General features: G+C 71.0%; 23 protein-coding genes and 2 pseudogenes. 21 read left to right on the top strand and 4 right to left on the bottom strand.

The window, feature by feature from the left end:
• The first annotated feature begins 70 nt into the window (after window positions 1-70).
• From A5481_RS13565 to A5481_RS35215, 3 genes and pseudogenes are all read left to right on the top strand, one after another.
• Entirely contained in the window at window positions 71-958 is an 888-nt protein-coding gene (locus A5481_RS13565; RefSeq protein ID WP_048434539.1) for a LysR family transcriptional regulator, read from the top strand.
• Between the two features lie 41 nt (window positions 959-999).
• Window positions 1,000-1,182, top strand: a pseudogene (locus tag A5481_RS35835) (type II toxin-antitoxin system RelE/ParE family toxin); the annotation flags it as partial.
• A gap of 151 nt (window positions 1,183-1,333) precedes the next feature.
• Window positions 1,334-1,582: pseudogene (locus A5481_RS35215) on the top strand (HigA family addiction module antitoxin); the annotation flags it as partial.
• Window positions 1,583-1,971: 389 nt separating this feature from the next.
• On the opposite strand, the gene A5481_RS13555 reads toward A5481_RS35215, so the two are convergent.
• Together A5481_RS13555 and A5481_RS13550 are read right to left on the bottom strand one after the other, a co-directional pair.
• Window positions 1,972-2,556, bottom strand: coding sequence for a thiamine pyrophosphate-dependent enzyme (locus A5481_RS13555; RefSeq protein WP_156311886.1), 585 nt, complete (start codon window positions 2,554-2,556; stop codon window positions 1,972-1,974).
• A 56-nt stretch (window positions 2,557-2,612) separates the two neighbouring features.
• On the bottom strand, window positions 2,613-3,167 hold the full coding sequence (locus tag A5481_RS13550; RefSeq protein WP_156311884.1) for a thiamine pyrophosphate-binding protein: 555 nt from the start codon (window positions 3,165-3,167) through the stop codon (window positions 2,613-2,615).
• Window positions 3,168-3,414: 247 nt separating this feature from the next.
• Here A5481_RS13550 and A5481_RS13545 point away from each other — a divergent pair, with 247 nt between their 5' ends.
• The 15 genes from A5481_RS13545 (at window position 3,415) to A5481_RS13475 (ending at window position 19,799) form a co-directional block, all read left to right on the top strand.
• On the top strand, window positions 3,415-4,314 hold the full coding sequence (locus A5481_RS13545; protein WP_048434536.1) for an NAD(P)-dependent oxidoreductase: 900 nt from the start codon (window positions 3,415-3,417) through the stop codon (window positions 4,312-4,314).
• 39 nt (window positions 4,315-4,353) lie between these two features.
• A complete protein-coding gene (locus A5481_RS13540) occupies window positions 4,354-5,643 on the top strand; it encodes an ABC transporter substrate-binding protein (protein WP_048434535.1) in 1,290 nt (429 codons plus the stop codon).
• 151 nt (window positions 5,644-5,794) lie between these two features.
• Entirely contained in the window at window positions 5,795-6,556 is a 762-nt protein-coding gene (locus tag A5481_RS13535; protein WP_048434534.1) for an IclR family transcriptional regulator, read from the top strand.
• 282 nt (window positions 6,557-6,838) lie between these two features.
• The gene (locus tag A5481_RS13530; protein WP_048434533.1) at window positions 6,839-7,639 is read left to right on the top strand and encodes an enoyl-CoA hydratase-related protein; all 801 of its coding nucleotides are present in this window, start codon (window positions 6,839-6,841) and stop codon (window positions 7,637-7,639) included.
• Window positions 7,640-7,677: 38 nt separating this feature from the next.
• Window positions 7,678-8,832 carry a CaiB/BaiF CoA transferase family protein gene (locus A5481_RS13525; protein WP_048434532.1) on the top strand — a complete coding sequence of 385 codons (1,155 nt, stop codon included), beginning with the start codon at window positions 7,678-7,680 and terminating at the stop codon, window positions 8,830-8,832.
• A 108-nt stretch (window positions 8,833-8,940) separates the two neighbouring features.
• Window positions 8,941-10,212 (top strand): ABC transporter substrate-binding protein, encoded by a 1,272-nt coding sequence (locus A5481_RS13520; protein ID WP_048434531.1) that lies wholly within the window; start codon window positions 8,941-8,943, stop codon window positions 10,210-10,212.
• A 5-nt stretch (window positions 10,213-10,217) separates the two neighbouring features.
• Entirely contained in the window at window positions 10,218-11,093 is an 876-nt protein-coding gene (locus A5481_RS13515; RefSeq protein WP_048434530.1) for a branched-chain amino acid ABC transporter permease, read from the top strand.
• Window positions 11,086-12,024, top strand: coding sequence for a branched-chain amino acid ABC transporter permease (locus A5481_RS13510; RefSeq protein ID WP_048434529.1), 939 nt, complete (start codon window positions 11,086-11,088; stop codon window positions 12,022-12,024). The genes A5481_RS13515 and A5481_RS13510 overlap by 8 nt, the downstream gene beginning before the upstream one ends.
• Entirely contained in the window at window positions 12,017-12,733 is a 717-nt protein-coding gene (locus A5481_RS13505; protein ID WP_048434528.1) for an ABC transporter ATP-binding protein, read from the top strand. The genes A5481_RS13510 and A5481_RS13505 overlap by 8 nt, the downstream gene beginning before the upstream one ends.
• 13 nt (window positions 12,734-12,746) lie before the next feature.
• Window positions 12,747-13,505, top strand: a complete 759-nt coding sequence (locus tag A5481_RS13500; RefSeq protein WP_048434527.1) for an ABC transporter ATP-binding protein — start codon at window positions 12,747-12,749, stop codon at window positions 13,503-13,505.
• Window positions 13,492-14,337, top strand: coding sequence for an SDR family oxidoreductase (locus A5481_RS13495; RefSeq protein WP_048434541.1), 846 nt, complete (start codon window positions 13,492-13,494; stop codon window positions 14,335-14,337). The genes A5481_RS13500 and A5481_RS13495 overlap by 14 nt, the downstream gene beginning before the upstream one ends.
• A 305-nt stretch (window positions 14,338-14,642) precedes the next feature.
• On the top strand, window positions 14,643-15,731 hold the full coding sequence (locus A5481_RS13490; protein ID WP_048434526.1) for an acyl-CoA dehydrogenase family protein: 1,089 nt from the start codon (window positions 14,643-14,645) through the stop codon (window positions 15,729-15,731).
• A gap of 1 nt (window position 15,732) precedes the next feature.
• A complete protein-coding gene (locus A5481_RS13485) occupies window positions 15,733-17,850 on the top strand; it encodes an acetate--CoA ligase family protein (RefSeq protein WP_048434525.1) in 2,118 nt (705 codons plus the stop codon).
• 15 nt (window positions 17,851-17,865) lie between these two features.
• A complete protein-coding gene (locus tag A5481_RS13480) occupies window positions 17,866-19,032 on the top strand; it encodes an acyl-CoA dehydrogenase family protein (RefSeq protein ID WP_048434524.1) in 1,167 nt (388 codons plus the stop codon).
• Window positions 19,029-19,799 carry an enoyl-CoA hydratase/isomerase family protein gene (locus A5481_RS13475; protein ID WP_048434523.1) on the top strand — a complete coding sequence of 257 codons (771 nt, stop codon included), beginning with the start codon at window positions 19,029-19,031 and terminating at the stop codon, window positions 19,797-19,799. Before A5481_RS13480 ends, A5481_RS13475 begins: the two co-directional genes overlap by 4 nt.
• A gap of 281 nt (window positions 19,800-20,080) precedes the next feature.
• Here A5481_RS13475 and A5481_RS13470 read toward each other — a convergent pair whose 3' ends face one another.
• Entirely contained in the window at window positions 20,081-21,760 is a 1,680-nt protein-coding gene (locus A5481_RS13470; protein WP_048434522.1) for a CocE/NonD family hydrolase, read from the bottom strand.
• Between the two features lie 572 nt (window positions 21,761-22,332).
• Between A5481_RS13470 and A5481_RS13465 the strand changes: the two genes are divergently transcribed.
• The 3 genes from A5481_RS13465 (at window position 22,333) to A5481_RS33495 (ending at window position 24,977) form a co-directional block, all read left to right on the top strand.
• The gene (locus A5481_RS13465) at window positions 22,333-23,364 is read left to right on the top strand and encodes an alpha/beta hydrolase (RefSeq protein WP_048434521.1); all 1,032 of its coding nucleotides are present in this window, start codon (window positions 22,333-22,335) and stop codon (window positions 23,362-23,364) included.
• Window positions 23,365-23,498: 134 nt separating this feature from the next.
• Window positions 23,499-24,635 (top strand): alpha/beta hydrolase, encoded by a 1,137-nt coding sequence (locus A5481_RS13460; RefSeq protein WP_245238884.1) that lies wholly within the window; start codon window positions 23,499-23,501, stop codon window positions 24,633-24,635.
• 60 nt (window positions 24,636-24,695) lie between these two features.
• The gene (locus tag A5481_RS33495) at window positions 24,696-24,977 is read left to right on the top strand and encodes a hypothetical protein (RefSeq protein WP_156311883.1); all 282 of its coding nucleotides are present in this window, start codon (window positions 24,696-24,698) and stop codon (window positions 24,975-24,977) included.
• Here A5481_RS33495 and A5481_RS34960 read toward each other — a convergent pair.
• The coding region (locus tag A5481_RS34960) for a hypothetical protein (protein ID WP_048434519.1) at window positions 24,974-25,155 on the bottom strand (182 nt) is incomplete at its 5' end. The two genes, A5481_RS33495 and A5481_RS34960, sit on opposite strands and share 4 nt — an antisense overlap.

Here is a 25,155-nt window from a genome sequence, read left to right as displayed (position 1 = left end):
TGCCCTCAAAACCGCAGGCTGGGACGACGACTACCTCGTCAGGCTCGTTGCCCCATGACACTTCACCCGATTGCCCTGCTACTTCATCGCGGCGGCGGAGTCAGGCCGCATCTCCCAGGCGGCGGTGGAGCTGAACGTGTCGCAATCCGCCGTGACGGCGGCGGTGCAGCAGCTCGAGGCGGCTCTCGGCGTGCGCCTGTTCGAGCGTCACGCGGCGGGCGTCGCCCTGACGCGAGAGGGCAACCGCTTCCTGCTCCACGGCCGCAACATCATGGCGGCGGTGGCCGAGGCGGTGCGCGAGCCGCGGGCGGCGGGTGCCGCCGTCACCGGCACGGTCCGGGTCGGGGTGACCTACACGGTGGCGGGCTACTTCCTGCCGCGCCACCACGCGCGCTTCGCCTCGAGCTTTCCGGGCGTGACGCTGACCCTGTTCGAGGCGCCGCGGGACGTGATCGAGCAGGCGCTGCTCGACGGCGCCCTCGACATCGCGGTCATGCTGGTGTCGAACATCCAGGCCCGCGACGCGCTCGCCTCCGAGGCCCTGATCCGCTCGCGGCGTCGGCTGTGGCTGCCAGCCGAGCACCCGCTCCTGCGCCAGGGCCGCGTCGGCCTGAGCGACGTCGCCCGCCACCCCTACATCATGCTCACCGTCGACGAGGCCGGCCACACCGCCGGGCGCTACTGGGCGCTGACGCCGTTCCGCCCGGAGGTGATCTTCCGGACATCCTCCGTCGAATCGGTGCGCAGCATGGTGGCGGCCGGGATGGGGGTCACGATACTCTCCGACCTCGTCTACCGGCCCTGGTCGCTGGAGGGCCAGCGCCTGGAGCGGCGCCAGATCGAGGACGACATCCCGACCATGGATGTCGGCCTCGCCTGGCGGGCCGACACGGAGCTCGCCCCGGCCGCGCGGACGTTCCGCGAGTTCCTGAACCTCGCCTGCGCGGGGCAGGGCTGAGCCGCCCGGGCGTCGCGAGCCAGCCCCCCGCCCTTGACGGCGTGTTCCGGGGCCGATGCCCGAAGGGGTTCCCAGCCGATCTGCTCAGGGCCGCTCGCCGTCGCCTGATCGCCCTGGACGGCGCGACCGCGCTGGACGACTTGAAAATCCCGACCTCGAACCGGCTGCATCCGCTCGAACGGGATCGCGCGGGGCAACATGCCATCGCGGTCAATGCGCAATTCCGAATCTGCTTCGTCTGGACCGAGGCCGGTCCCGAGCGCGTCGAGTTCACCGACTACCATCGAGGGAACACCCATGTCGGATGCCACCACGTCGGACGCCGTCACGCTCGACGCCCTGCGGCGATCCTTCGACGATCCCGACGGCGTCACGATGCTGCCGCCGATCCATCCGGGCGAGATCCTGCGCGAGGAGTTCATGGTGCCGCTCGGGCTCTCGTCGGGTGCGGTCGCCAAGGCGCTCCACCTGCCGCGCTCGCGCATCGAGCGCATCGTGAAGGAGGAGATCGGCATCAGCGCCGACACGGCCCTGCGCCTGGCCCGCTACTTCCGGACCTCGCACCTGTTCTGGCTCAATCTCCAGACCCGGCTCGAGAGCGAGACGCTTCTCTCCGAGATCGGGACATCCGATCTGGCGAACGGGCACGCGGACTTTCCGATTCCGACCATGCCGTTCGGAATCATCTCCCCGGACGGCGAGGCCCCGCCATCCTGGAGGACGGCAACGCGGTCGTCATGACGGCGCGCTGCCAGCGCGAGCGCGAGGGCTCCGCCTCGATCGGCTTCGGCGAGTGCCGGGCCGCCATCCTGCCGGCCCGGTGGGGCCGCACCGTTGACCCGGCACCACGTGGCCGACACGGCCGACCTCGCCGGGGGCGGGATGCCCGGATGCGGGGCAGGCAGCCGCAAGGTCGCCTCTCTGCACCCACGCCTTGATATCGCGAGCGGACGGGCCGCTCACCGTCGGCGGCTGTCTCGTCTCGGGTACTGCCCCTGGAAAGAAGCTTGGCTCTAGGTGACCGCGAAGCCGAGATGCCCGCGCATCCGGTGCTTGAGGAAGACGCCGTCCCGCGGCGGCAACGCCCGCTCGACGTGCCCGGAGGCGATCCGCACCCGCACGAACCGAGGTCCGCCGGAGGTCACGAGGAGGGTCGGCCGGTAGGCCGCGAGCCCCGCCTCGTCGGCGATCTCGACCGCGTCCTCGATCCCGCAGGCCTGCGCGACCCGGTCCAGCCGGACGCCGAGGCCGGAATGGCTCCGCTGCATGCCGGTCTCGCCGTAATGGCCGTTGTCGAGAACGACGATCGTGAGGTTGCCCGGACGGGCCACCGCGACCGTCATCAATCCCCCGGCCCCCATGATCTGCTCGCCGTCGCCGGTCACGACCACGACCGGCCGCGCGGGCTGGGCGAGCGCCAGGCCGAGGCCGACGAGGGCGGCCCCACCCATCGCGCCCCAGAGATAGAAGTTGCCGTCGTGGTCGCCGGCGTCGAAGACGTCGTAGGCGGGCGAGCCGAGGCCGGTCACGACCAGGAGGTCGCGGCGCTCGGCGAGGAGGACCTTGACGGCCCGGCGGCGATCGAGCGTTCCCGGCATGTCCGACATGGTGCGATCGTCCCCTGCGTGACCGTCCTCGGCGTCATCGTGCGACCTCATTTGCCCTCGACCCACTTCTTGCGTCCCAGCATGCGCTGCGAGATCAGCACGGCGACCTGCTGATCGCCGTCGAAGGCGATGCTCGCCGCGGCCGCGACCACCTCGGCGGCCTCCTCGGGCCGTTCGAGGCGCAGGAGCGTGACGCCCATCGTCTCGAGGGCGGCGGACGTGCCCCGGCCCATCGGGATCTGCCACGGGTTGAACTCGGCCCACTCGCCGCGCATCGTCACCAGGGTCAGGAACGGCACCCGGCAGGTCGCGGGCAGCGACAGCATGTTGATGCAGTTGCCGACCCCGCTCGACTGCATCAGCAGGACCGAGCGGGCTCCGCCGAGCCAGGCGCCCGCCGCGAGCGCGATCCCCTCCTCCTCGGTCGTCAGGACGGTGGTGCGGACCTCGGCATCGTCGTGCAGGGCGCGGATCAGCCGGGCGTGCCCGGCATCCGGCACGTAGGAGGCCTGCGTCACGCCGGCCTCGCGCAAGGCGCGGTAGACCGCGAGCGGCCATTCCGTCCCGGCCTCGCCGGCGGCATCGGGTGGGGAAACGGTCATCGTCATCTCCGGTCGGGCACGTCCCTCGCGCACCGTCCGCCGGGCCTCCGGCGGAGCGCGTCGCCCTCACGGGGGAACGGGCGGCGTACCTTCTCCCGGCGAGATGTGCGCGCGGCGGCGGACCCGGCGCACTTTCATTCTCGGCATATCCGGTCTCACGGAATTCGAATTCGCGCCGCGCCGCCGGCGCCTAAGATCGCGCTCAAGACGCCGGCGACGAACGGGCGGCAAGAGCGGGAGGACAGGCATGGAGATGGTGGGGTTCATCGGGCTCGGCCGCATGGGCCGGCCCATGGCGTCCAACCTCTGCCGCAAGGGCTTCCGGCTCGTCGTGAACGACGTGAACCCGGCGGCGGTGCAGGAGCTCGAGAGCCTGCAGGCCCGCGCCGCGGCGGACGCCGCCGAGGTGGCGGGACAATCCGGGATCATCGTCACGATGCTGCCGAACTCGGCGGTGGTGCGCGAGGTGGTGGCCGGCCCCGGGGGCATTCTGGCGAACGCGGAGCCGGGCTCGCTCGTCATGGACATGAGCACGGTCTCCCCCGAGACCACGGACGAGCTCGCCGCGGCTGCCCGGGAGCGCGGCATCGGCTTCGTCGACGCGCCGGTCGGCCGGCTGGCGAGCCACGCCGACCGCGGCGAGTCGCTGTTCATGGTCGGCGCCTCGGAGGCCGACTTCGCCCGGGTCAAGCCGCTCCTGGAGGGCATGGGCTCGACGATCTACCATTGCGGCCCGGTCGGGTCCGGGACGCGGACGAAGCTCGTCAACAACTACCTGGCGGTGACCTCCTGCCAGCTCAATGCCGAGGCCCTGGGCCTGTCGCAGCGCCTCGGCCTCGATCTCGAGCGCACGCTGGAGGTCCTGTACGGCACCACGGCGGTCAACGGGCAGCTGAAGATCGCCTGGCCGAACAAGGTGCTCGCCGGCGACATCGAGCCGGGCTTCACCATCGACCTCGCGCACAAGGACCTGACGCTGGTCAGCGAGGCCGCCCACGCCGCGCGGGTGCCGATGCCGATCCTGGCCGCCGCCCGCGAGGCGTTCTCGACCGCGCGGGCGCGCGGCTTCGGAACGAAGGACTTCTCCGCGATGGTCGACGCCCTGTGCGACCTCGCCGGAATCGAGAAGCCGCGCCTTCGGCGCTGAACCGCACGACGACCACGGTCGATCCGGGAGGATGACGCGATGACAATCTCGCGGCGAGCCCTGATGGGCGGCGCCACCGTGCTCGCGGCCGCTTGGAGCGGCGGGGCGCGCGCTCAAGGCAGCGGCGCCCAAGGTGCCGGGAGCCAGACCCGAACCACCGGGACGCAAGCCACCGCGACCCGGCTTCCGCGGATCAAGATCGGCGTCCTGTCGGATTTCTCCGGCATCTACACCGACCTGCTCGGGCCGGGCGGTGTCGCCTGCGTGCAGCAGGCCGTCGCGGATTTCGCCCCCGAGCAGCACGGCTTTACCGTCGAGGTCGCGTTCGCCGATCACCAGAACAAGCCGGATGTCGGCTCGGCGATCGCCCGGCGCTGGTACGACGCCGAGGGCGTCGACATGGTGATCGGCCTGCCGAACTCCTCCGTCGCCCTGGCGCTCGCCTTCGTCACCGCCGAGCGCAACAAGGCCTGCATCGGCACCGCGGTCACGTCGATGGACTTTACCGGCGCGCAGTGCACGCCGAACACCATCAACTGGACCTACGACGCCTACATGCTGGCGAAGGCGCTGGGCACCGAGACCGTCAAGGCCGGCGGGCGCAAATGGTACTTCATCACCACCGACAACGCCTTCGGCAACGCGATCCAGGGCGAGACGGCGGGTTTCGTGCAGCAGGCCGGCGGCACGGTCGTGGGCAATTCCCGCTACCCGATCGGCGCGACCGACTACTCGTCCTTCCTGATCGCCGCGCAAGGCAGCGGCGCCGACGTGCTCGGCCTGGCGCTCGGCGGCACCGACATGGTGAACTGCCTCAAGCAGGCGAGCGAGTTCGGCCTGCGCGACCGCATGCGGGTCGCCGCGCCGGTGATGTTCCTCAACGACATCAACGCGCTCGGCCTCCCCCTGACGCAAGGCCTCCTGCACACCAACAGCTTCTACTGGGACGCCAATGCGCGCACGCGCGCCTTCACGCAGCGCGTGCTGCCGCGGATGCAGGGTGCCTATCCGGGCATGGTCCATGCCGGCTGCTATGCCGGGACGCTGCACTACCTCAAGGCGGTCGCCGCCCTCGGGGCCGCCGCCGCCAAGGCGAGCGGAGCCGCGACGGTCGCCCGCATGAAGGAGATGCCGGCCGACGACGACGCCTTCGGCCGGACCGTGGTCCGCCAGGACGGCCGCGCCCTGGTTCCGGCCTTCCTGCTCCAGGTGAAGACGCCCGCGGAGAGCAAGGCGCGCTGGGATTACTGCAAGGTGGTGACGGAGATCCCCGGCCCCGACGCCGCCAAGCCCCTCGCGCAGGGCGGGTGCCCGCTGGTCAAGACCTGACCCTGGCCGGACCTCACCTGGACCGAGGGCAACCGCGTCGCGCAGGGTCGCATCGCCCGCGGACGCTTGCCGATCCGGTGATTCGGAATACGCTAACAAAAACCCGGGCTGACGGAGCGTCCGTCGCGAACCGGGTCAGGGAGGAAGGACCGTGCACGATCAGACGGTGAAATCCGCGCGACGTGTGTTCGAGATCTTCGAGTGCTTCGCGGAGGTCCGGCACGGGTTGGCGCTCAAGGACATCATGGACCGGCTCGGCTACCCGGCCTCGAGCGCGTCGAGCATCCTCAAGAGCATGGTGACGCTCGGCTACCTCGAATACGACCGCGACACGCATATCTACATGCCGACGCTGCGGATGCCGAACCTCGTCGACTGGATCGAACCGGCGCGGTTCGCGGGGAGCAACGTCCTGCCGGCGATGCAGCGGATCCATGCGGTCACCGGCGAGACCGTCTGCCTCGGCACCCAGAGCGACCTCTACGCCCAGTACGTCCACAGCCTCTGCTCGCACCAGCCCGCGCCCTACCGGCAGAAGCCCTTCACGGTCCGCCCGCTGACGCGCAGCGGCCTCGGCTGGCTGCTGCTCAGCGCCCATTCGAACGAGCGCATCGAGCACCTCGTCCGGCGGATCAACTACGACACCCTCGACCGCTCCGAGCGGGTGCGGCTGCCCGAGCTGATGGAGCACATCAACAAGGTCAGGGCCGACGGCTACGTGTTCTCGCGCCACACCGTCGTCGTCGGCGGCGGCATGATCGGCATCCTGATTCCGGACGCGCCCGACGGCCGGCGCCTCGCGATGAGCGTCCACGCCCCGGTCGAGCGGCTGGAGGAGAAGCAGGAGCTGATCCTCTCGGAACTCCGCGCCGCCTTCCCCAAGGGGAGCGAGAGCGGCGCAGCGTTCCACTGATCCGGCTGCCGGCCGCTTCGGCGCGCCCCGCGGGCGCGTGTCGAACCGAGCGACGGCGTGGTGCCCGGCGCCTCGATGTTTGAAAGAATTGGCTTGAAGGAATTGGAGCGACTGCTCGGATCTCGATCCGATTGATAGTCCAGCCGGGAGTTCGAGCCCGGATCCACGCATCTGCGGCAGCGCGGTGCATTTCCTCATCCGTGAAAACGCCGCGCCTCGCTCGCCGCCCCGGGGCATACGCCGTACAACGACATCAAGGAAGCGATCGCGGCGGAGGGGCGGTTGAGCCAGGACACGCAGATCCTCGTCAGCCGGTCCGAGCGGGTCGCGACGATCGCGCTCAACCGGCCCGACCGCATGAACGCCTGGACGCCGACCATGGAGGCGGAGGTCCGCGCGGCGCTCGAGGCGGCCGCCGGCGATCCGGAGATACGGGCGATCGTCCTCACCGGCGAGGGGCGCGCCTTCTGCGCCGGTGCCGACATGGCGGCCCTGTCGGCCTCGTCCGGCGGGACGGCCGCGGCGCCGCCGCCGGAGGATCGCGGCACGTCCGATCTCGCACAGCGCTACAGCTACCTCCTCGGCATCCCCAAGCCGATCATCGCGGCGATCAACGGCGCGGCGGCGGGCGTCGGCCTGTGCCTCGCGCTCTACTGCGACCTGCGGTTCGTCGCCTCCGGAGCCAAGCTCACCACGGCCTTCGCACGGCGCGGGCTCGTGGCCGAGCATGGCAGCGCCTGGCTGCTGCCGCGGCTCGTCGGCCCGATGAATGCCGCCGACCTGCTGATGTCGGGCCGGGTGATCGAGGCCGCGGAGGCGGACCGGATCGGCCTCGCCCGCATGCTGCCTGCCGAGGACTTCCGCAACGCCGTCCAGCGTTACGCAGCCGATCTCGCGAATCTCGCCTCGCCGCGGTCGGTCGGGATCATCAAGCGGCAGCTGCAGGAAGCCTGGGTGCAGCGCCTCGGCGAGGCCGTGCGCGCCTCCGAGGACGAGATCCGTCGCTGCCGCGAGACAGAGGATTTTCGCGAGGGCGTCGCCCACTACGTCGAGAAGCGGCTGCCCGCCTTTACCGGCCGGTAGGGCCGCCCCGGGACATCGATAGGTCGGGAATCGCCAGCATGCTGCCCCTCGCCGGGACCAAGGTGGTCGAGATCGCCCAGAACATCGCCGGCCCCTATGCGGGCGAGATCCTGGCCATGCTCGGGGCCGACGTCCTGAAGATCGAGCGCCCGCAGGGCGGCGACGACGCGCGCGGCTGGGGCCCGCCCTTCGTCGACGGGATGGCGACGACCTTCCACACCGTCAACCGCAACAAGCGCGCCGTCACCCTGGACCTCAAGGACCCGGCGGGGATCGCCTGGCTGAAGGAGCACGTCGCCGGCTGCGACGTGCTCGTCCAGAACATGCGCCCGGGCAGCCTGGAGGCGCTCGGGCTCGGCGCCGACGTGTTGCGCGCCGAGAATCCGCGGCTGATCTACTGCTCGCTCCGGGCTTTCGGCCATGCCGGGCCGATGCGGCTCCAGGGCGGCTACGAGCCGATGATCCAGGCCGCCGCCGGCCTGTTCAGCGTCAACGGCCAGGAGGGCGGCCCGCCGACGCGGGTCGGCATGCAGGTCCTCGATCTCGGCACCGGGCTCTGGGCCGCCCTCGGCACGCTCGCGGCGCTGATCGAGCGCGGCCGGACCGGGCGGGGCTGCGTCGTCGACACCTCCCTCTACGAGACGGCCCTCGGCTGGCTCACCGTCCACTTCGCCGGATTCCTGGCGACGGGCGAGCACCCGACCCGTCACGGCAGCGGCAACCCGCGCGTCGTCGTGTTCCAGTCCTTCGTGACCGCCGACGGCGAGGTCGTGATCGCGGCCGCGAACGACCGGCTGTTCCGCAAGCTCGCCGTCGCGCTCGGCCATCCCGAATGGGGCGAGGACGAGCGCTTCCGGACGAACGCGCTACGGGTCGCCAACAAGGCCGCGATCATTCCGCGGATCGCCCGGATCCTTCTCGAGGGCACGACCGCGGCCTGGGTCGAGCGGCTGGAGCGGGCCGGGATCCCGTGCGCGCGCATCAACGATCTGCATCAGGTCCGGGACGACCCGCACCTCGCGGCCCTCGATCTCCTGCGCGACCTGCCCGGCCTCGGCCTGCGCACGGTCGGGCTCCCCGTCAGCTTCGACCGGGTGCGGCCGCCCGTGCATCGCCGCGCCCCGCATCTCGGCGAGCACAACGGCGAGATGGGCCTGCCGGAAGGCGATCAGGCCGGGCCGGCGGGGGCTTGAGCGCGCAACCGCGATCACGGGCGCATCGGGAACGACGGGCCGAGAACAGCAGGACGGAATGTCCGCAGGGAGGACACGATGGAGTGGGCGAGGCGAGAGAGCCGGCGGATGGGCGGATGGACGAGACGGGCGGCTTTCGCACTCGGCCTCGCCGCAATCGCGCTCCAGGCTACGGCGGTCCGCGCGGCCGATGCGCCGGCGGAGATCCGGATCGGCACGCTCTATGCCGGCTCCGGCGCCATGGCGAGCACCTCGATGCCCCTCCACGTCGCCCTCGAATGGTGGGCCGACGGGCTCAACAAGCAGGGTGGCGTCTTCGTCAAGGGCTTCGACAAACGTATTCCGATCCGGCTCATCTCCTACGACGACCAGAGCTCCCCGGCGCTCGCCGGCAACCTCACCAACCAGCTCATCACCCAGGACAAGGTCGACATCCTTCTCGCCGATTCGACCTCGGTCATGACGGCGGCCTCGGTCCCGGTCGCGCGCGACCACAAGATGCTCTTGTGGGACATCACCGGGTCGAGCCCGAACTTCTTCAGTTCCGACAATCCCTACATCGTGCTGCTGGCGCTCGCGGCGACCGACCGCTATCCGAAGACCATCGCCGACTTCGTCAAGGAGATGCCGAAGCTCGGCATCGCGTCGGTCGCCCTGCTCTACGTCACGGCGGATTACACGGCGTTCCAGGCGGCGGCGGTGCGCAAGGCCCTGAAGGACACGCCCGAGCTCAAGCTCGTCTTCGACCGCGGCGTGCCCCAGACGACCAGCGACTACACGGTCCTCGTCAACAACATGGCGGCGGCCAAGCCCGATGCCGTGCTGGAATTCGGCTACCCGGCAAACGAGCTGTCGTTCCTGCGCGCGCTCAGCGACAACGAGACGAAGTTCAAGTTCCTGTTCACCGGCTACGGCCTGACCGAGCAGAACCTGATCAAGAGCAACGGCCTCGCCGACCAGCTGCATTACAGCTTCGCCCTCGCCGGCCCCGGCTCGTACGAGTTCAAGGTCAATTACGGCCTCAAGCGCCACGAGTTCGAGGAGGCCTACGAGCACTGGCTCAAGGAGAAGAACGTCAAGGGCGTCGAGTTCGGCTACAACGCCATCGCCGGCTATCAGGCCGGGCTGGTGATCGAGAAGTCGCTGGCAGCGGCCGACAGTCTCGACCAGCTCGAGCTGCGCCGGGCGGTGTTCACGCTCTCGGGCAATCTCGAGACCCTGTGCGGGCCCTTCGTGCTCGCCCCCGACGGCTCGCAGAGCGGCGAGATCGCCCCGCTCGGCCAGATCATGCCGCCGGCCGCCGGGTCGACATCGCTCGGTCTCAACATCGTCTGGCCGGCGGACCTCGCGACCGCCAAGCCCGTCTATCCGGCGCCGTAGTTCGGATGCTGACCTACGCCCTCCTGACCGGGCTGATCTTCGGGCTCTATTTCGGGCTCGTCGGCCTCGGGATGAACCTCGTGTTCGGCGTGATGCGCATCGTCAACCTCGCCCATGGCGATGTGCTGATGCTCGGCGCCTTCACGGCGTTCTGGCTGATGCGGGTCGCGGCGGTCTCGCCGGTCCTGACCGTGATCGGCAGCTTCGTGCTGTTCTTCGCGATCGGCATCCCGGTCTACTACGCGCTGGTGCCGCGCCTGCAGCGCTCGCGCGAGCCGGAGATGCTGTCGCTCATCCTGTTCTTCGGCCTGTCGCAGGTCATCGAGGCGGTGATGAGCATGCTGTTCGGCAACAACGAGCGCTCGATCCCGAGCCGCATCCTCGGCGGCGGGCCGGTCCCGGTGCTCGGCCAGACGATCCCGTTCGCCTGGCTGTGCGCGGCGGCCGTCTCGGTCGGACTGTTCTGCGCGACCTACCTCTACCTCTACCACACCCGCCTCGGGCGCCAGACCCGGGCGATCATGGCGCAGCGCGAGGAGGCGGTGACGATCGGCGTCGACGTCAACCGCGTCTCGGCCGTCGCCTTCGGGCTCGGCACCGGGCTCGCGGCGGTGGCGGGGGTGTTCGCCCCGTTCATGCTCGGCAGCTTCACGCCGTCGATCGGCGTGCCGATCGATCTCGTCTCGTTCGCGATCGTGGTGATCGGCTCCCTCGGCAACCCGCTCGGCACGATCCTGGGCGGCGCCATCTACGGCGTCTGCCTGATGCTGATGCGGACCTATCTCAGCAGCTTCGCCGACCTCCTGCCGAACCTCGTCCTGATCCTGGTCCTGCTGGTGCGGCCGACGGGCCTCCTCGGGAGGCGCGTCCGCCATGCGTGAGCGTCCGATCCGGAGAGGCTTCGTGCGGGAGGCGGGCCTCGCGATCGCGCCGCTCCTGGCGCTGCTCGCCGTCCTGCCGCTCCTCTACAACAACCAGCTCCTGCTCCTGAACGCGGTGGTGTTCCTGGTCCTGGCCCAGGGCCTGAACCTCACCTACGGCTTCTCGGGCTACCTGCCCTTCGGCTATGTCGGCTTCTTCGGGGCGGGGGCGTACGGCTTCGCCCTCGCGACCCTGCATGCCGCGGCGCCGCCCCTGGCGGCGGTCCTGGCCGGGGGCCTCGCGGCCGGGCTGGCGGGGCTGCTGCTGGCGCCGCTGCTGCGGCTCCAGGGCGCCTATTTCGGCCTCGCCAGCCTCGCCGCCGCCGAGGCGCTGCGGCACACGATCGCCAACCCGGACCTCGAGGCGCTCACGGGCGGTCCCTACGGCGTGCGGCTCGACGTTCCCTACGCCCCGCGCCTGACCTACGGGCTCGCCCTGGCGATCCTCGGTCTCACGATGGGCGTGGTCGCCTTCCTGCGCCATTCGCGGTTCGGCCTGCGCCTGCGCGCGGCGCGCGACAACCCGATCTCGGCGGCGACCGCGGGGATCGACGTGGTGCGCGGGCGCCTGACCGTCTGGCTCGTCAGCGCCACCGCCGCCGGGCTGATCGGCGCCGTCTTCGCCTGGAGCGCCCCGACCTTCTTCCCCGACGCGGTGTTCGACATCTCGTTCAGCATCTTCGCGATCGTGTTCACGCTGTTCGGCGGCGCCGGCACCCTGCTCGGTCCGGTGATCGGCGTCGCCGTCCTGTACGGCACCTACACGGCGATCGGCGTCTCGGCCCCGCAATACTTTCAGCTCGTGTACGGACTCCTGATCATGGCGCTGGTGATGTTCTTCCCCGACGGCCTCGCGGGCATCCGGATGCCGTGGCGGCGCCGCGATGACTGACGCCGCGCCCCTCCTCGAGGCCTCCGGCGTCGTCAAGCGGTTCGGCGGCTTCACGGCGCTCGACGGCGTCGACCTCACGGTCCGGCGCGGCGAGATCGTCGGGCTGATCGGCCCGAACGGCTCGGGCAAGACGACGCTGATCAACGTGATCAGCGGATTGCTGCCGGCCGATGCCGGCACGATCCGCCTCGCGGGGGTCTCGCTCGCCGGACTCGCCCCGCACCGGCGCTGCGCGGCCGGCGTGAACCGGACGTTCCAGGTGCCCAAGCCCTTCGCCTCGCTCAGCGTGCGCGAGAACCTGGAGGTCGCCGCCCTCGACGGCGTCGACATCGACGCGGTCCTGGCGAGCGTCGAGCTCGACGCTCACGCGCGGCGGCGGGTCGGCGATCTCAACAGCGTGAGCCAGAAGCTGCTCGACCTCGCCCGCGCCCTCGTGACCCGCCCGTCCCTGCTCCTCGTCGACGAGCTCGCCTGCGGCCTGAACCCGGTCGAGCTCGACCGGGTCGCCGGGCGCCTGCGCGCGCTGGCGGCCGAGGGCATCGGCCTCGTGGTGGTGGAGCACCTGATGAGCTTCATCGACAGCATCACCGACCGGGTGGTCGTCATGAATGCCGGTCGGGAGATCTTCGGCGGGCGCCTGCGCGACGCGGTGCGGGACGCCGCGGTCGTCGAGGTGTTCCTCGGCGCACCGGAGCCCGCGGCCGCATGACCGGGCTCCCGACATGACCGAACTTCTGGCGACGCGCGGTCTCGAGACCGGCTACGGCACCATGCAGGTGCTCTGGGGCGTCGACATCGATGTCGGCGAGAGCGAGACCGTCGTGCTCCTGGGCTCGAACGGCGCCGGCAAGACCACGCTGATGAAGTGCCTCCTCGGCCTCCTGCCGCAGCGCGGCGGCGAGATCCGGTTCCGGGGCGAGTCGATCGGGCGCCTGCCGACCCGCGCGCGGGTGCAGCGCGGCCTCGCCTTCATGTCCGAGCTCGGCGTCTTTCCCGACCTCACCGTCGACGAGAACATCGATCTCGGCGCGCTGTTCACGCCGCGCGCCAGGGCCCGGACCCGGGCGGCCGAGCTCTACGACCTGTTCCCGGTGCTGAAGGAGAAGCGTCGCCAGGCCGCCGGCGGCCTCTCGGGCGGCCAGCGCAAGATGCTCGGCATCGCCAAGGCGCTCGCGGGCGACCCGAAGCTCCTGGTCATGGACGAGCCGTCGGCCGGCCTCTCCCCGCTCTTCGTCGCGACCGTGATCCGGTCCCTCGCGGCGTGCCGCGCCGGCGGCCTGTCGCTGCTGATCGCGGAGCAGAACGTCAAGTTCCTCGAACTCGGCGACCGGGTCTTCACCCTGGAGGGCGGGCGCATCCGCTTCGGCGGCACGCCGGCCGAGATCCAGGCCGACGACGGCCTGCGCCGCGCCTATTTCGGACTGGGGCAGGATGATCCGGGGCAACCCGATCGGGGGCAAGCGCACGATGTTCGCACCTGACCTCCTGGCCGGCAAACGTGCCCTGGTGACCGGCGGCGGCACCGGGCTCGGCCGATCGATCGGAACGCGCTACCTCTCGCTCGGCGCCGACCTCGTCATCTGCGGCCGGCGCAGGGAGGTGCTCGACGAGGCCGCGGCGGCGCTCCGGGCCGCGCATCCGGGGCGCCAGGTCGACGCGATTCCCTGCGACCTGCGCGATCCGGCCCAGGTCGAGGCGATGCTCGACGCGATCTGGCGCGAGCGCCCGCTCGACATCCTCGTCAACAACGCGGCCGCCAACTTCCTCGCCCAGAGCCACCGCCTGTCGACCCGCGCCCTCGACGCCGTCCTGGGCATCGTCCTGCACGGCAGCGCCTATTGCACGCTGGGCTGCGGGCGCCGCTGGATTTCCGCCGGCCGGCCCGGCACGGTCCTGTCGATCCTGACCCTCTCGAGCCTCGGCGGCGCGGCCTTCGCGACGCCCTCCGCCATGGCCAAGGCGGGCGTCCTCGCCATGACGCGCAGCCTCGCGGTCGAGTGGGGCCGGCACGGCATCCGGCTGAACGCGGTCGCGCCCGGGGCCTTCCCGACGCCCGGCGCGGCAGCGGGCTTGCAGCCGCCGGGTCTCGAGAAGCCGGCGCCGGAGCGGACCATCCCGCTGGCGCGGGTCGGCGAGCACCGGGAGCTCGCCGAGGTCTGCGCCTTCCTGGTCTCCGGCCTCGCCTCCTACGTGACCGGCGACTGCACGGTGGTGGATGGCGGCAAGCGCTGGCTGTCGGGGGCGGCGCAGAGCGACACGCCCGCGCTCCTCGGCTTCGACGACGCATGGTGGGACGGGCTGCGGGCGCGCTGAGGCGGTCTCGTCGGGGGCAAGCGAAGCCCTCGTGCCGACCGCAAGCAGCGAACCGTCAGCCTGCGGGTCCGGTGATCGTCCGCGCCCCGTGGACCATGCCGGCCTGCGTCCGAGCGCGCGCATCCCGTTCCCCGGCAAGGCGTTCCCGACAAGGCTTTCCCGACAAGGCTTGCCCGCCAAGGCTTTTCTCCGGCCCGCGCGCGTTTTCACGATCGCGAAAACGCAAGGTCCGGCGCAGCGACGCTTGCCCGGCGCGCGGGCGCGGGCCGATGGTTCGCCTCGGGAGACACGCCAGAGACCATGTCATGAGCGATCAGCTCGCGGATAGCGCCGAGCGCCTGTTCGCCTCTCAGGTGAGCAAGACCGTCCTGCAGGCCGCCGATGGCGGCCACTGGCCAGCCGCGCTCTGGGCGGCGGTCGAGGATACCGGCTACACGGCGGCCCTCCTGCCGGAGGAGAGCGGCGGGTTCGGGGCGAGTGCGGCCGAGGCGTTCGGGCTGGTCCGGGTCGCGGCGGCCCACGCCGCGCCGATCCCCCTCGCCGAGACGATGCTGGCGGGCTGGCTCCTCGCCCGCGCCGGGCTGCCGGTGCCCGCGGGCATTCTCACGGTCGCGCCGGTGCGGCGCGGGCCCCTCGCCCTGTCCGGGACGGGCCAGGGCGATGCGTGGCACCTCGCCGGAACGGCGGCGCGGGTGCCGTGGGGGCGGCAGGCCGCCGCAATCGCCGTGGTGGCGGAGGGGCCGGAGGGTCCGATGGTGGCGTGCGTGCCCGCCGGCAGCTTCGCGGTCGCGGAGGGGCGCAGCGTCGCCAACGAGCCGCGCGATGCGCTCACCTTCGACGGTCCGGTGACGGCGGGACGCTCGCCGATCTCGCCCGAGCAGCTCCGGGCGGCCGGGGCCTCCTTGCGGACGGCGCAGATGGCCGGGGCCCTGTCGCGCATCCTCGCGGTCTGCGTCGCCTACGTGCAGACCCGCGTGCAGTTCGGGCGCCCGATCGGGAAGTTCCAGGCGATCCAGCAGAACATGGCGGTGCTCGCCGGCCAGGCCGCCGCCGCGGGTGCGGCGGCCGACCTGGCGGCCGACGCATTCGCCGCCGGCCTCGACCCCTTCGTGGTCGGCGCCGCCAAGGCCCGCGCCGGGGAAGCGGCCTCGATCGTGGCCGGCCTCGCGCATCAGGTCCACGGCGCGATCGGCTTCACGCAGGAATACGAGCTCCACCACCTGACGCGCCGGCTGTGGGCGTGGCGGGACGAGTTCGGCAACGAGGCCGAATGGAACGCCCTCGTCGGCCGCGGGGCGCTGGCGGCCGGAGCCGACGGGCTGTGGGCCAAAATCACCGACACCATGGTCACCGATGCCATGATCACGGGCGCCATGATCACGGACGCCGCCTGACATGAGCGCCTCGCTGACGTCGCTGCTGGCGCCGGGCTCGATCGCCATCATCGGCGCCTCGCCCGAGCGGACCCGCATCCGGGGCGCCCTCCTGCACCTGCTGCGCGCCAATGGCTATGCGGGTCGGATCTACCCGATCAACCCGAGCTACCCCGAGATCGACGGGCTGCGCTGCTATCCGGACGTCGCGGCGGTCGGCGGTCCCGTCGATCTCGCCCTGGTGGCGATCCCGGCCGAGGCCGTCCTGCCCGCCCTCGAGCAATGCGCCGCGGCCGGAATCCGCAACGCCGTCGTCATCTCGTCGGGCTTTGCCGAGGATACGGCGGCCGCGCCCGATCTCCAGGGCCGGATCGCCGCGCTGGCGCGGCGGACCGGGATGCGGATCTGCGGCCCGAACGCCGAGGGCTTCTACAACGAGCCGGCGCGCGTCACGGCGACCTTCAGCCCGGCGGTCGAGGATCCGGCGGTCGGCGGTCCGGCGGTCTCGTCCCGGCGCATCGGCGTGGTGGCGCAGAGCGGCGGCATCGGGTTTGCCCTCTACAACCGCGGGCGGGCGCTCGGGCTGTCGTTCTCGTCGATCGTCAGCACCGGCAACGAGGCCGACCTGTCGGCGGCGGATTTCTTCCGGCACATGGCCGAGGACCCGGAGACCGACGGCGTCCTGCTGTTCATCGAGAGCATCCGCGACCTCCCGGCCTTTCGGGCCGCGGCCCGGGCGGCCGCCTCGGCCGGCAAGCCGGTGGTCGCGATCAAGGTCGGCGGGACCGAGGCCGGGAGCGCCGCGGCGGCCTCGCACACCGCCAGCATGACGGGATGGCAGGCGGGCTACGAGGCGCTGTTCCGGCAACTCGGCATCGGAGCGGCGAGCGATCTCGACGAGGCGCTCTCGGTGATGGGCGCGCTGATCACCAACCCGCCGGCGCGCGGCGACAGGGTCGCGATCCTGACCGTGTCGGGCGGCGCCGGCGCGCTCGCGGCCGACAGCCTGAGCCTCGCCGGCCTCCAGGTGCCCGCCCTCTCGGCGGCGACGCAGGCGCGGATCCGCGATTTCATCCCGAGCTACGGCACGGCCCGCAACCCGGTCGATCTCACCGCCCAGGGTGCGCAAGGCGGCGGCACGCTGCGGGCCGCGAACCTCCTGCTCGACGACGACGACATCGACATCGTCGTGATCGTGACCTCGCTGGCGAATCCCCACCGCGTGACGCTGGACGGGACGGATCTGGGGGCGCTCGTCGCGGCGCGGCGCAAGCCCGTCCTCGTCCATTCCTACACCCTCCCCTCCCCGCTCGGTCTCGCCACGATGGCCGGGGCGGGCGTGGCGGTGCTGCGCTCGATGGGATTTCTGGCCGCCGCCGCCCGCGCCCTGGCGCGGACCGGCGCGGCCGGGTCCCCGCCGGACGAGGATCGGCAGGACGAGGGGCTGCCGGACGAAGCCGTCGCCCTCCTCGGTACCGCCGGACCGCTGACCGAGCCGGCCGCGAAGGCCGTCCTGGCGGCCTGCGGAATCGAGACGCCTCCCTCCCGCCTGGTGCGGGACGAGGCCGCGCTCGACGCGGCGGCGGAGGCGGTCGGCTACCCGCTCGCCGCCAAGGTCGTCTCGCCCGGAATCGCGCACAAGACCGAGGCCGGCGGCGTCCGGCTCGGGATTGCCGGACCGGACGCGCTCCGGGAGGCCTATCGCGGTATCCGCGCGGCCGCGGCGCGGCACGCGCCGGACGCGGCGATCGAGGGCGTTCTCCTCGAGCGCATGGCGCCGGGGGGCGTCGAGGTGATCGTCAGCGTCCTGCGCGACCCGGCGGTCGGGCCCGTCGTCACCGTCGGGGCCGGGGGCACGCAGGCCGAGATCTGGCGCGACACCGTCCACCGCATCGCCCCGGTCGACGAGGGCGAGGCGGCGGCGATGCTGGGGGAGCTGCGGAGCTTTCCCCTGCTCGCCGGGTTTCGCGGCGCGCCTCCCGCCGATGCCGCGGCCCTGGCCCACCTCGTCGCCCGGCTGTCCCGGCTCGCGGTCGCAAGCCCCCGGATCGCCGAGCTCGAGCTGAATCCGGTCATCGTGCATCCGGAAGGCCGCGGCTGCACCATCGCCGATGCCCTTCTCGTCGTCGCTTCGGCCTGACGCAGGAATTCCGCCATGCAGAACGCTCTCGCCTTCGCGCCGCCGCCGCCGCCCTCCGAAGCGACGGAGCGGCTTCGCGCCGAGGTCCGCGCCTTCGTGGCCGCCGAGCTCGCCGACCGGACGCCCCAGCAGCGGGCCGCCTCCTGGAGCGGGCGCGACCGCGCCTTCAGCCGCAAGATGGGCGAGCGCGGCTGGATCGGCATGACCTGGCCCAGGCAGTATGGCGGCCACGAGCGCTCGGCGCTCGAGCGCTACGTCGTCCTGGAGGAGATGCTCGCGGCCGGGGCTCCCGTCGGCTACCACTGGGTCGCCGACCGCCAGAGCGGGCCCAACCTCCTGCGTAACGGCACCGAGGAGCAGCGGGCCGCGATCCTGCCGCGGATCGCCGCCGGCGAGTGCTCGTTCTGCATCGGCATGAGCGAGCCCGATTCCGGCTCGGACCTGGCGGCGGCCCGCACGCGGGCGCAGCGCGTGCAGGGCGGCTGGCTCGTCAACGGCACCAAGGTCTGGACGTCGGGTGCGCACGAGGCCGACTACATGATCCTGTTCTGCCGCACCGAAGCCAAGTCCGACACCGACCGGCATGCCGGGGCGAGCCAGTTCCTCGTCGACATGACGAAGGCCCGCGGCGCCGGGATGACGGTGAGTCCGATCATCGACATGCGCGGCGAGCACCACTTCAACGAGGTGGCGATCCAGGACCTGTTCCTGCCGGAGGACGCGATCCTCGGCCGGGAGGGCGACGGCTGGAAGCAGGTCACGGGCGAACTCGCCTACGAGCGGAGCGGCCCCGACCGCTTCCTGTCGTCCTTCACCCTGCTCGCCGAGGCGGTGCGGGCGCTCGGCCCGGACGCGCCCGAGCGCGCCGCGGTCGCGCTCGGGCGCCTGACGAGCCACATCATCGCCCTGCGCCGGCTCTCCCGCTCGGTCGCCGGGATGCTCCAGGCCGGCGAGGATCCGGCGCTCCAGGCCGCCCTGGTCAAGGATCTCGGCAACGTGCTGGAGCAGGAAACCGTCGAGGTCATCCGCCTCGTCGCGGATGTCGAGCCCGAGGACGAGGCGGCCGAGGTGCTGCCCTCCGTCCTGGCGCATCTGGTGCTGACCGCGCCCTCGTTCTCGCTGCGCGGCGGCACGCGGGAAATTCTCCGGGGCATGATCGCGAGGGGTTTGGGTCTCAGATGAGCGACGTCCGTCTCAGCCAGCGGGGTTTCGTCGGGATCGCGGAGATCGACCGGCCGCCCAACAACTTCTTCGACAAGGAGCTCATCGGCGATCTCGCCGAGGCTTTCGACGGCTTCGTGGCCGCGGGCCTGCGCGCGATCGTGCTCTGTGCCGCGGGCAAGAACTTCTGCGCCGGGGCGAACTTCTCCCGCCCCGCCTCGGACACGGTCGGGACCGGGCAGGATCGCGGCACCGACCACCTCTATCGCCAAGCCGTCCGCCTCTTCCGCTGCCCGCTGCCGGTGATCGCGGCGGTGCAGGGCGCGGCGGTCGGGGGCGGGCTCGGCCTGTCGCTCGTCGGAGACTTCCGGGTGGCGTCCGAGGAGTCGCGGTTCACGGCCAATTTCAGCCGGCTCGGCTTCCATCCGGGCTTCGGCCTCAGCGTGACGCTGCCCCGCGTCGTCGGCGCCCAGCAGGCGGCCCTGCTGTTCTACACCGGGCGCAGGATCACGGGTTCGCAGGCGCGCGACATCGGTCTCGTCGACGTGCTCGTGCCGACGGACGAGATCCGGTCCGCCGCCCTCGCGCTCGCCGGGGAGATCGCGGTCTCCTCGCCGATCGCCGTGCGATCGACCCGCGCGACGCTCCGCGCCGGCCTCGCCGACGCGATCGCCGCGGCGACCGAGCACGAGCTGGCCGAGCAGCAGAGGCACTTCGCGACCGCCGACTTCAAGGAGGGCGTGCGGGCGATGGCGGAGCGCCGAGAGCCAAACTTCACGGGGAGCTGAGGCCGTCTCGTCCCACAGCCCGCCCGGCTCGCCCCTGCAGGGCGGCGGCATCCTGCCCTCGGGCTCGCGGATCGTCATGAACTTCTGCCAGTCCCGGACCACGGGAGCGAAGCGGGCGGACGCCTCGTGCGGTCTCGGACCGGATCCCGGGTCGCGTTCCGCTGACGCTGCATGCGCCCGGGACCGGCCGACGAGGCGCCGTCAGCGTGACGGCGCCGCATCGTCTGCCGTCGCGGATCACGGCGTGCGCCAGTCCCGGCGCATGAGCCGGGGTCTCGGGTCTAGCGCAGCTCCTGCCACCCGGTGCCGATGACCGGCAGATCGAGCGTAGCGGCGTGCTCGGGATCCGTGGCGATCGCCCAGGTATTCGCCGTCGGGTTCTTGCCGGGGCCCTGCGGGAAGGGCAGCCCGGCCGGCGGCTCGGCTCCGCCCGCGATCGCCAGCCGCATGCGGTGCCCGGCCCCGAACACGTAGGCGACGGGGAACAGCTCGAGATCGTACCGCCGCAGCTCCCCGGGGGTGATCGCGGTCGGTGCAGCCTGAAGATCCTTCGCGTGCCGTGCGTTGAGGTAGCCCTGCATCACCTGCCGGGACGTGCCGTCGGGGGCGACGTCGTTGAGGCTGACGACGAGATCGGCATCCGGTGCCGTCGCGCTCGCCCAGAGCGAGACGCGGGGATAGCCGGTCACCTCGGTGGCCGCCGCGAGGGGCTCCGTCGTCCAGGTCGCAACCTTCGCCTCGATCGCGCGCTGGTCGAGCACCGAACGGCCCTTGGTGGCGCTCAGGAGCACGGGCAGGAACGGGCCTGCCTCGGGAGAATAGGTTACCTGGACCGCCTCGCCGGCGGAGGCCTTCCGCACCGTGAGCGAGCCGTCGTTCACGCTCTGCGCCGAACCGCTGCGCTGGCCCGAGAGGAACAGGCGGGTCTGGTGGGCATCGGGCAGCGGCCAGTCGGCCTCGCTCCGCCAGCGGTTCGCCCCCTTGATGTAGATCATCACCCGCGCGCCCGCGTCGGCGCCGTTCGCCTCGTCCTTGAGCCAGCGGTCGAGCCACTGGACCTGCAGTTCCTGGATCAGCCCGATGTGCCAGCCATGGGCGTAGGGACCGAAGAACAGGCGCTTGCGCGCATCGGCACCGAGCTGGGTATAGAGGCGCAGGTTGGCGGGCGAGATGTAGTCGTCCTGGCCACCGGCGACGAAGACGGCGACCCTGCGCTTGCCGATCGCGGCCGCTGCGTCGGCCAAGGTCGTGCGCGCCTTCCACCAGGCATCGAAGTCGGGATGCGCGATGGCGGTGGCGTACTCGGCCTCCGCACCCGGCGACGATTTGCGCGCCTCGCGTCCGGGCCCAGGCCGCATGCCGCCGGGATACCAGAGTTCGCCGTAGCAGTCGCCGCAGGCCACCTCGGGAACGATGGCCTTCAGGTGAGGCGGCGCCTCCTTGGCGGCGAGCCACTGGCTGATGCCGAGGAGCGAGGGACCGACCATGCCGACACGGCCATCGCACCAGGGCTGCGCCGCCATCCACTCGACGGCGTCGTACCCGTCCTCGCCGAAATGGGCGTAGAGATCCGCCTTGCCCTCGGATTTGCCCGAGCCGCGCAGCGACAGGTGCAGCACCGCGTAGCCGCGGCTGGCGATGTCGAAGAGGGGACCATCGAAGGATGCGCCCGTGTTGCTCGCCCGGCCGTAGCCGTCCGTCATCAGCACGCAGGGCGTCGCCTTCTCGCTCGACGCGAGCGTGGGGCGGAAGAGGCGGCCCTCGAGTTTCACCCCGTCCCGGGCCGTCACGATCACCCCGTCCTCGAGGGTGATGGGATAGCGCTTGATCGGGTTCTCAGCGGTCGGAGCCTCCTGCAGCCACCGGCGGCCTTCGGTGCCGGCCCCGATCGGGAAGACGTCCGCGCTGACCGATGTCGCCGCAAGGCACAGGGCAACCGCCCCCACGACCCATTTCACCATTGCATCCTCCCGCATCCGCCGGCACCTGTTCGCGGATCGGCGCCTTTTCGCGATCTGAGCACCCCCGACATGCTTTGACGAGGGGCCGACGCCAGGGGGGTGCCTTGCGTTTCCTGCCCGCTGCCGTTCGGGGGCGAAAGGCAGAGCATCCGACTGTGCCGGGGCATCGAAGCCCCCCCGTCCACTGCGTGAAACCGGCGATACGGTCCAGCCCCGGCCCACGGGTCTCACGCCGCCTCCGGCCGGAACGGCTGTGGCTCTCCCTTTCAGTCCGGCTGGTGGGCCGGAGCACCGCCGGGAGAGACCGGCATCGCCCGCCACCCAGGCTTCCCAGCCGATTGCCCATCCGGGGAACGAGCGGCGCAGCGGCGGCATCTCTCCCACCGGCCTTGCCCGCGAACCGGGCCGTCGCATGCGGGAGGACATCAGGCGTCGGCCTGCTCCCGTCGCGGATCAGGCGCTTGTCCCGAAGCGCAGACGGCAAACCGGAGTTCCGTGACAGCCCGTCGCAAGTGGGCTACCCCATAGCGACGACAGTGGACAACACTGCGCCAGAGGGAGGACGGAAACGTATGAACAAGGCCTTGCTCGCGTTCGTACCGGTCGCACTCGGCATCTTTTCCTGCACCGCCCAGGCGGAATATCGGGTGCGTGAGGTCGGCAGTTTCCACATCGGCGGCCACGAAGTCGTGCTGCAGGGTCTGCCGCAGACCAAGATCAGCTTCACCGCCGGAATGGCGCCCGTCACGGTCGATCCGAACGGGCAGTTCGAGACCGGCCAGATGTATGTCCAGTACGTCAAGCTCGCCCAGCCCACAGCCCCGCTCCCGATCCTGCTCTGGCATGGGGGTGGTCTCTCGGGCGTGACATGGGAGACGAAGCCTGACGGCAAACCGGGCTGGCAGCAGTTCTTCCTCGATCACGGCTACGACACGTACGTTTCGGACGCGGTCGAGCGCGGGCGTGCCTCCTGGTCACGCTACCCGGAGATCTATACCTCGCCGCCGCTCTTCCGCACCAAGAAGGAAGGCTGGGACATCTTCCGCATCGGCCCTGCCGAGGGCTGGGCGCCGGACCCGGCTGCGCGCCGCGCATTCGACGGCACGCAGTTCCCGCTCGCCGCTTACGATCAGTTCGCCAAACAGGCGGTGCCGCGCTGGGCGACGAACGATGCGGCGACGCAGGCCGCCTACGACGCCTATGTACGCCAGGTCTGCCCATGCGTGATCGTGGTGCACAGCCAGGGCGGCAATTTCGGCTACACGGCCGCGCTGCACAATCCAGACCTCGTCAAGGCGCTCGTGCTCGTCGAGCCGTCGGGAGCGCCCGACGCGGCGAAGGTGAATGCTGCAACCGTGAAGGGCATTCCGCACCTCGTGGTCTGGGGCGACTACCTCGACGAGGTTCCGTTCTGGGCGCCGCTGGTTCGGGCGAATGCCGCGTGGCGGGACGCCGTCAACGGGGCGGGCGGACACGTCGAATGGCTCGAGCTGCCGAAGGCGGGTCTGCACGGCAACACCCACATGCTGATGATGGACAAGAACTCCGATACCGTTGCGCAGCTTGTCGCCGAGTGGCTCGATAAACAGAAACTCTCGCGCTGAGCGACCGTTCTGACGATCCCGCGTCAGCAAACCTGGCGCCGAACTCGCAACTTTCGGCCGGCAAATCATGGAGAGCCGGCCGCTTGCCGTCGAACCATGCATTAAAAATTTTATAACAATCTTCGGGAGGAAGAATGTCGCCGTTTCTGCGTATGTGTATCCTCGCGCTGGCCGCGTCGGCTGCGATCCCGGCCGCATCGGCTCAACACGCCGTCCCCACGCCGCCGGCGGCGACCGACGGAAAGGCTGGAAGCGAGCCGTTCGCCGCCCAGCAGGCGGCCGCGAACAGCAAGCCGGGTCCGCGGCAGCGCCCGGCCGAGACCATCCCGGTCCCGGTCGAAGGGGTCAGCCCCGCCGCGCAGGCGCTGATCGCCGCTCCTTTCCCACCCCACTTCAACGCCGACCCCAAAAGCGCGGCCGAGTGGAAGGACCTGATCGAACGGCGGGCCGCCCTGATCCGAGCCGCGCTTCCAGCGATGCAGGAGAAGATGGCGGTCACGGTTCAGCCCGCGGTGATCGGTGGGGTCAAGGCCTACATCGTCACGCCGAAATCGATGCCGGAGGCGAACAAGAACCGCCTGCTCGTTCACGTGCATGGCGGCGGCTACGTCTTCGCCCCGGGTGAAGCGGCGCTGCCCGAGGCCTTGATGATCGCGGGGTTCGGCGGCTTCAAGGTCATCTGCGTCGACTACCGGATGCCGCCCGACTTCCCCTACCCCGCCGCCATGGACGATGCGATGGCGGTATGGAAGGCGGCCGTCACGATGGCCGACCCGAAGAACATGGCGATCCTCGGCACCTCGACGGGCGGGGCGATGACCCTCGCGATGATCCATCGCGCCAAGCAGGAAGGCCTGCCGCTGCCCGCCGCCATCGCTCCGGGCACGCCGTGGTCGGACATCGCCGACACCGGCGACACCTACAAGAGCAACGAATGGGTCGACAACATCCTGGTGACCTGGGACGGCTGGCTCGGCCGGGCCGCCAGGCTGTATGCGGCGGGTCACGACCTGAAGGATCCGCAGCTCTCGCCGATCTACGGCGATTTCAGCGGTTTCCCGCCCGCCATCCTGACCTCGGGCACGCGCGATCTGTTCCTGTCGAACACCGTGCGGACGCATCGCGCGCTCAAACGTGCCGGCGTCGCCGCCGACCTGAACGTCTACGAAGGCCAATCGCACGCCCAGTACATGGGGAACATCGACGCCCCGGAAACCCGGGAGGCCTTCACCGATATCGCGCGGTTCTTCGACGCTCACCTCGGACGATAGATCAGCAAGTCGGGGCGCGCCTCGCCTCGGAACCTGGGAATCGAGGCGCGGCCTGTCTCCATGTTCGAGATCGTCGATTTCTCGACAAGACCCTCGCGCCTTGGCATCGACACGTCGATGCCAAGGCGTCCGGCGCATCTGCCCCTGCCGGCCTCGTCGCCCGAGTCGAACCCGATGGGGCTGGTCTGGCAGTACCTGCGCCAGAACAAACTCGCCAATCGGGTGTTCCGCGACGACAGGCAGATCGTCGAGGCCTGCTGCGGCGCCTGGAACCTCTTCGCCAACGACCCAGGACTCGTAACATCCATCCCATCGCGTGACTGGGCACAGGTCAACCTCTAGGACCGTTGGTATTCGCCCTCGGGAATAGGGCTTTCGTTGGCCTGTGACGGCTCAGGATTCACGTTCGAAACGAGCGACGTGATCAAAAACTCGGCGGACAGCAACAGAGTCATCGAAACCTGCAAGGGATCTCCATGAAGGGAGCTGTCGCCTTCGGGCACGGTCCACGACACGAGCT

Source organism: Methylobacterium platani (assembly GCF_001653715.1).
Classification (GTDB): domain Bacteria; phylum Pseudomonadota; class Alphaproteobacteria; order Rhizobiales; family Beijerinckiaceae; genus Methylobacterium; species Methylobacterium platani.
This window is presented reverse-complemented; position numbering and strand designations above follow the sequence as displayed.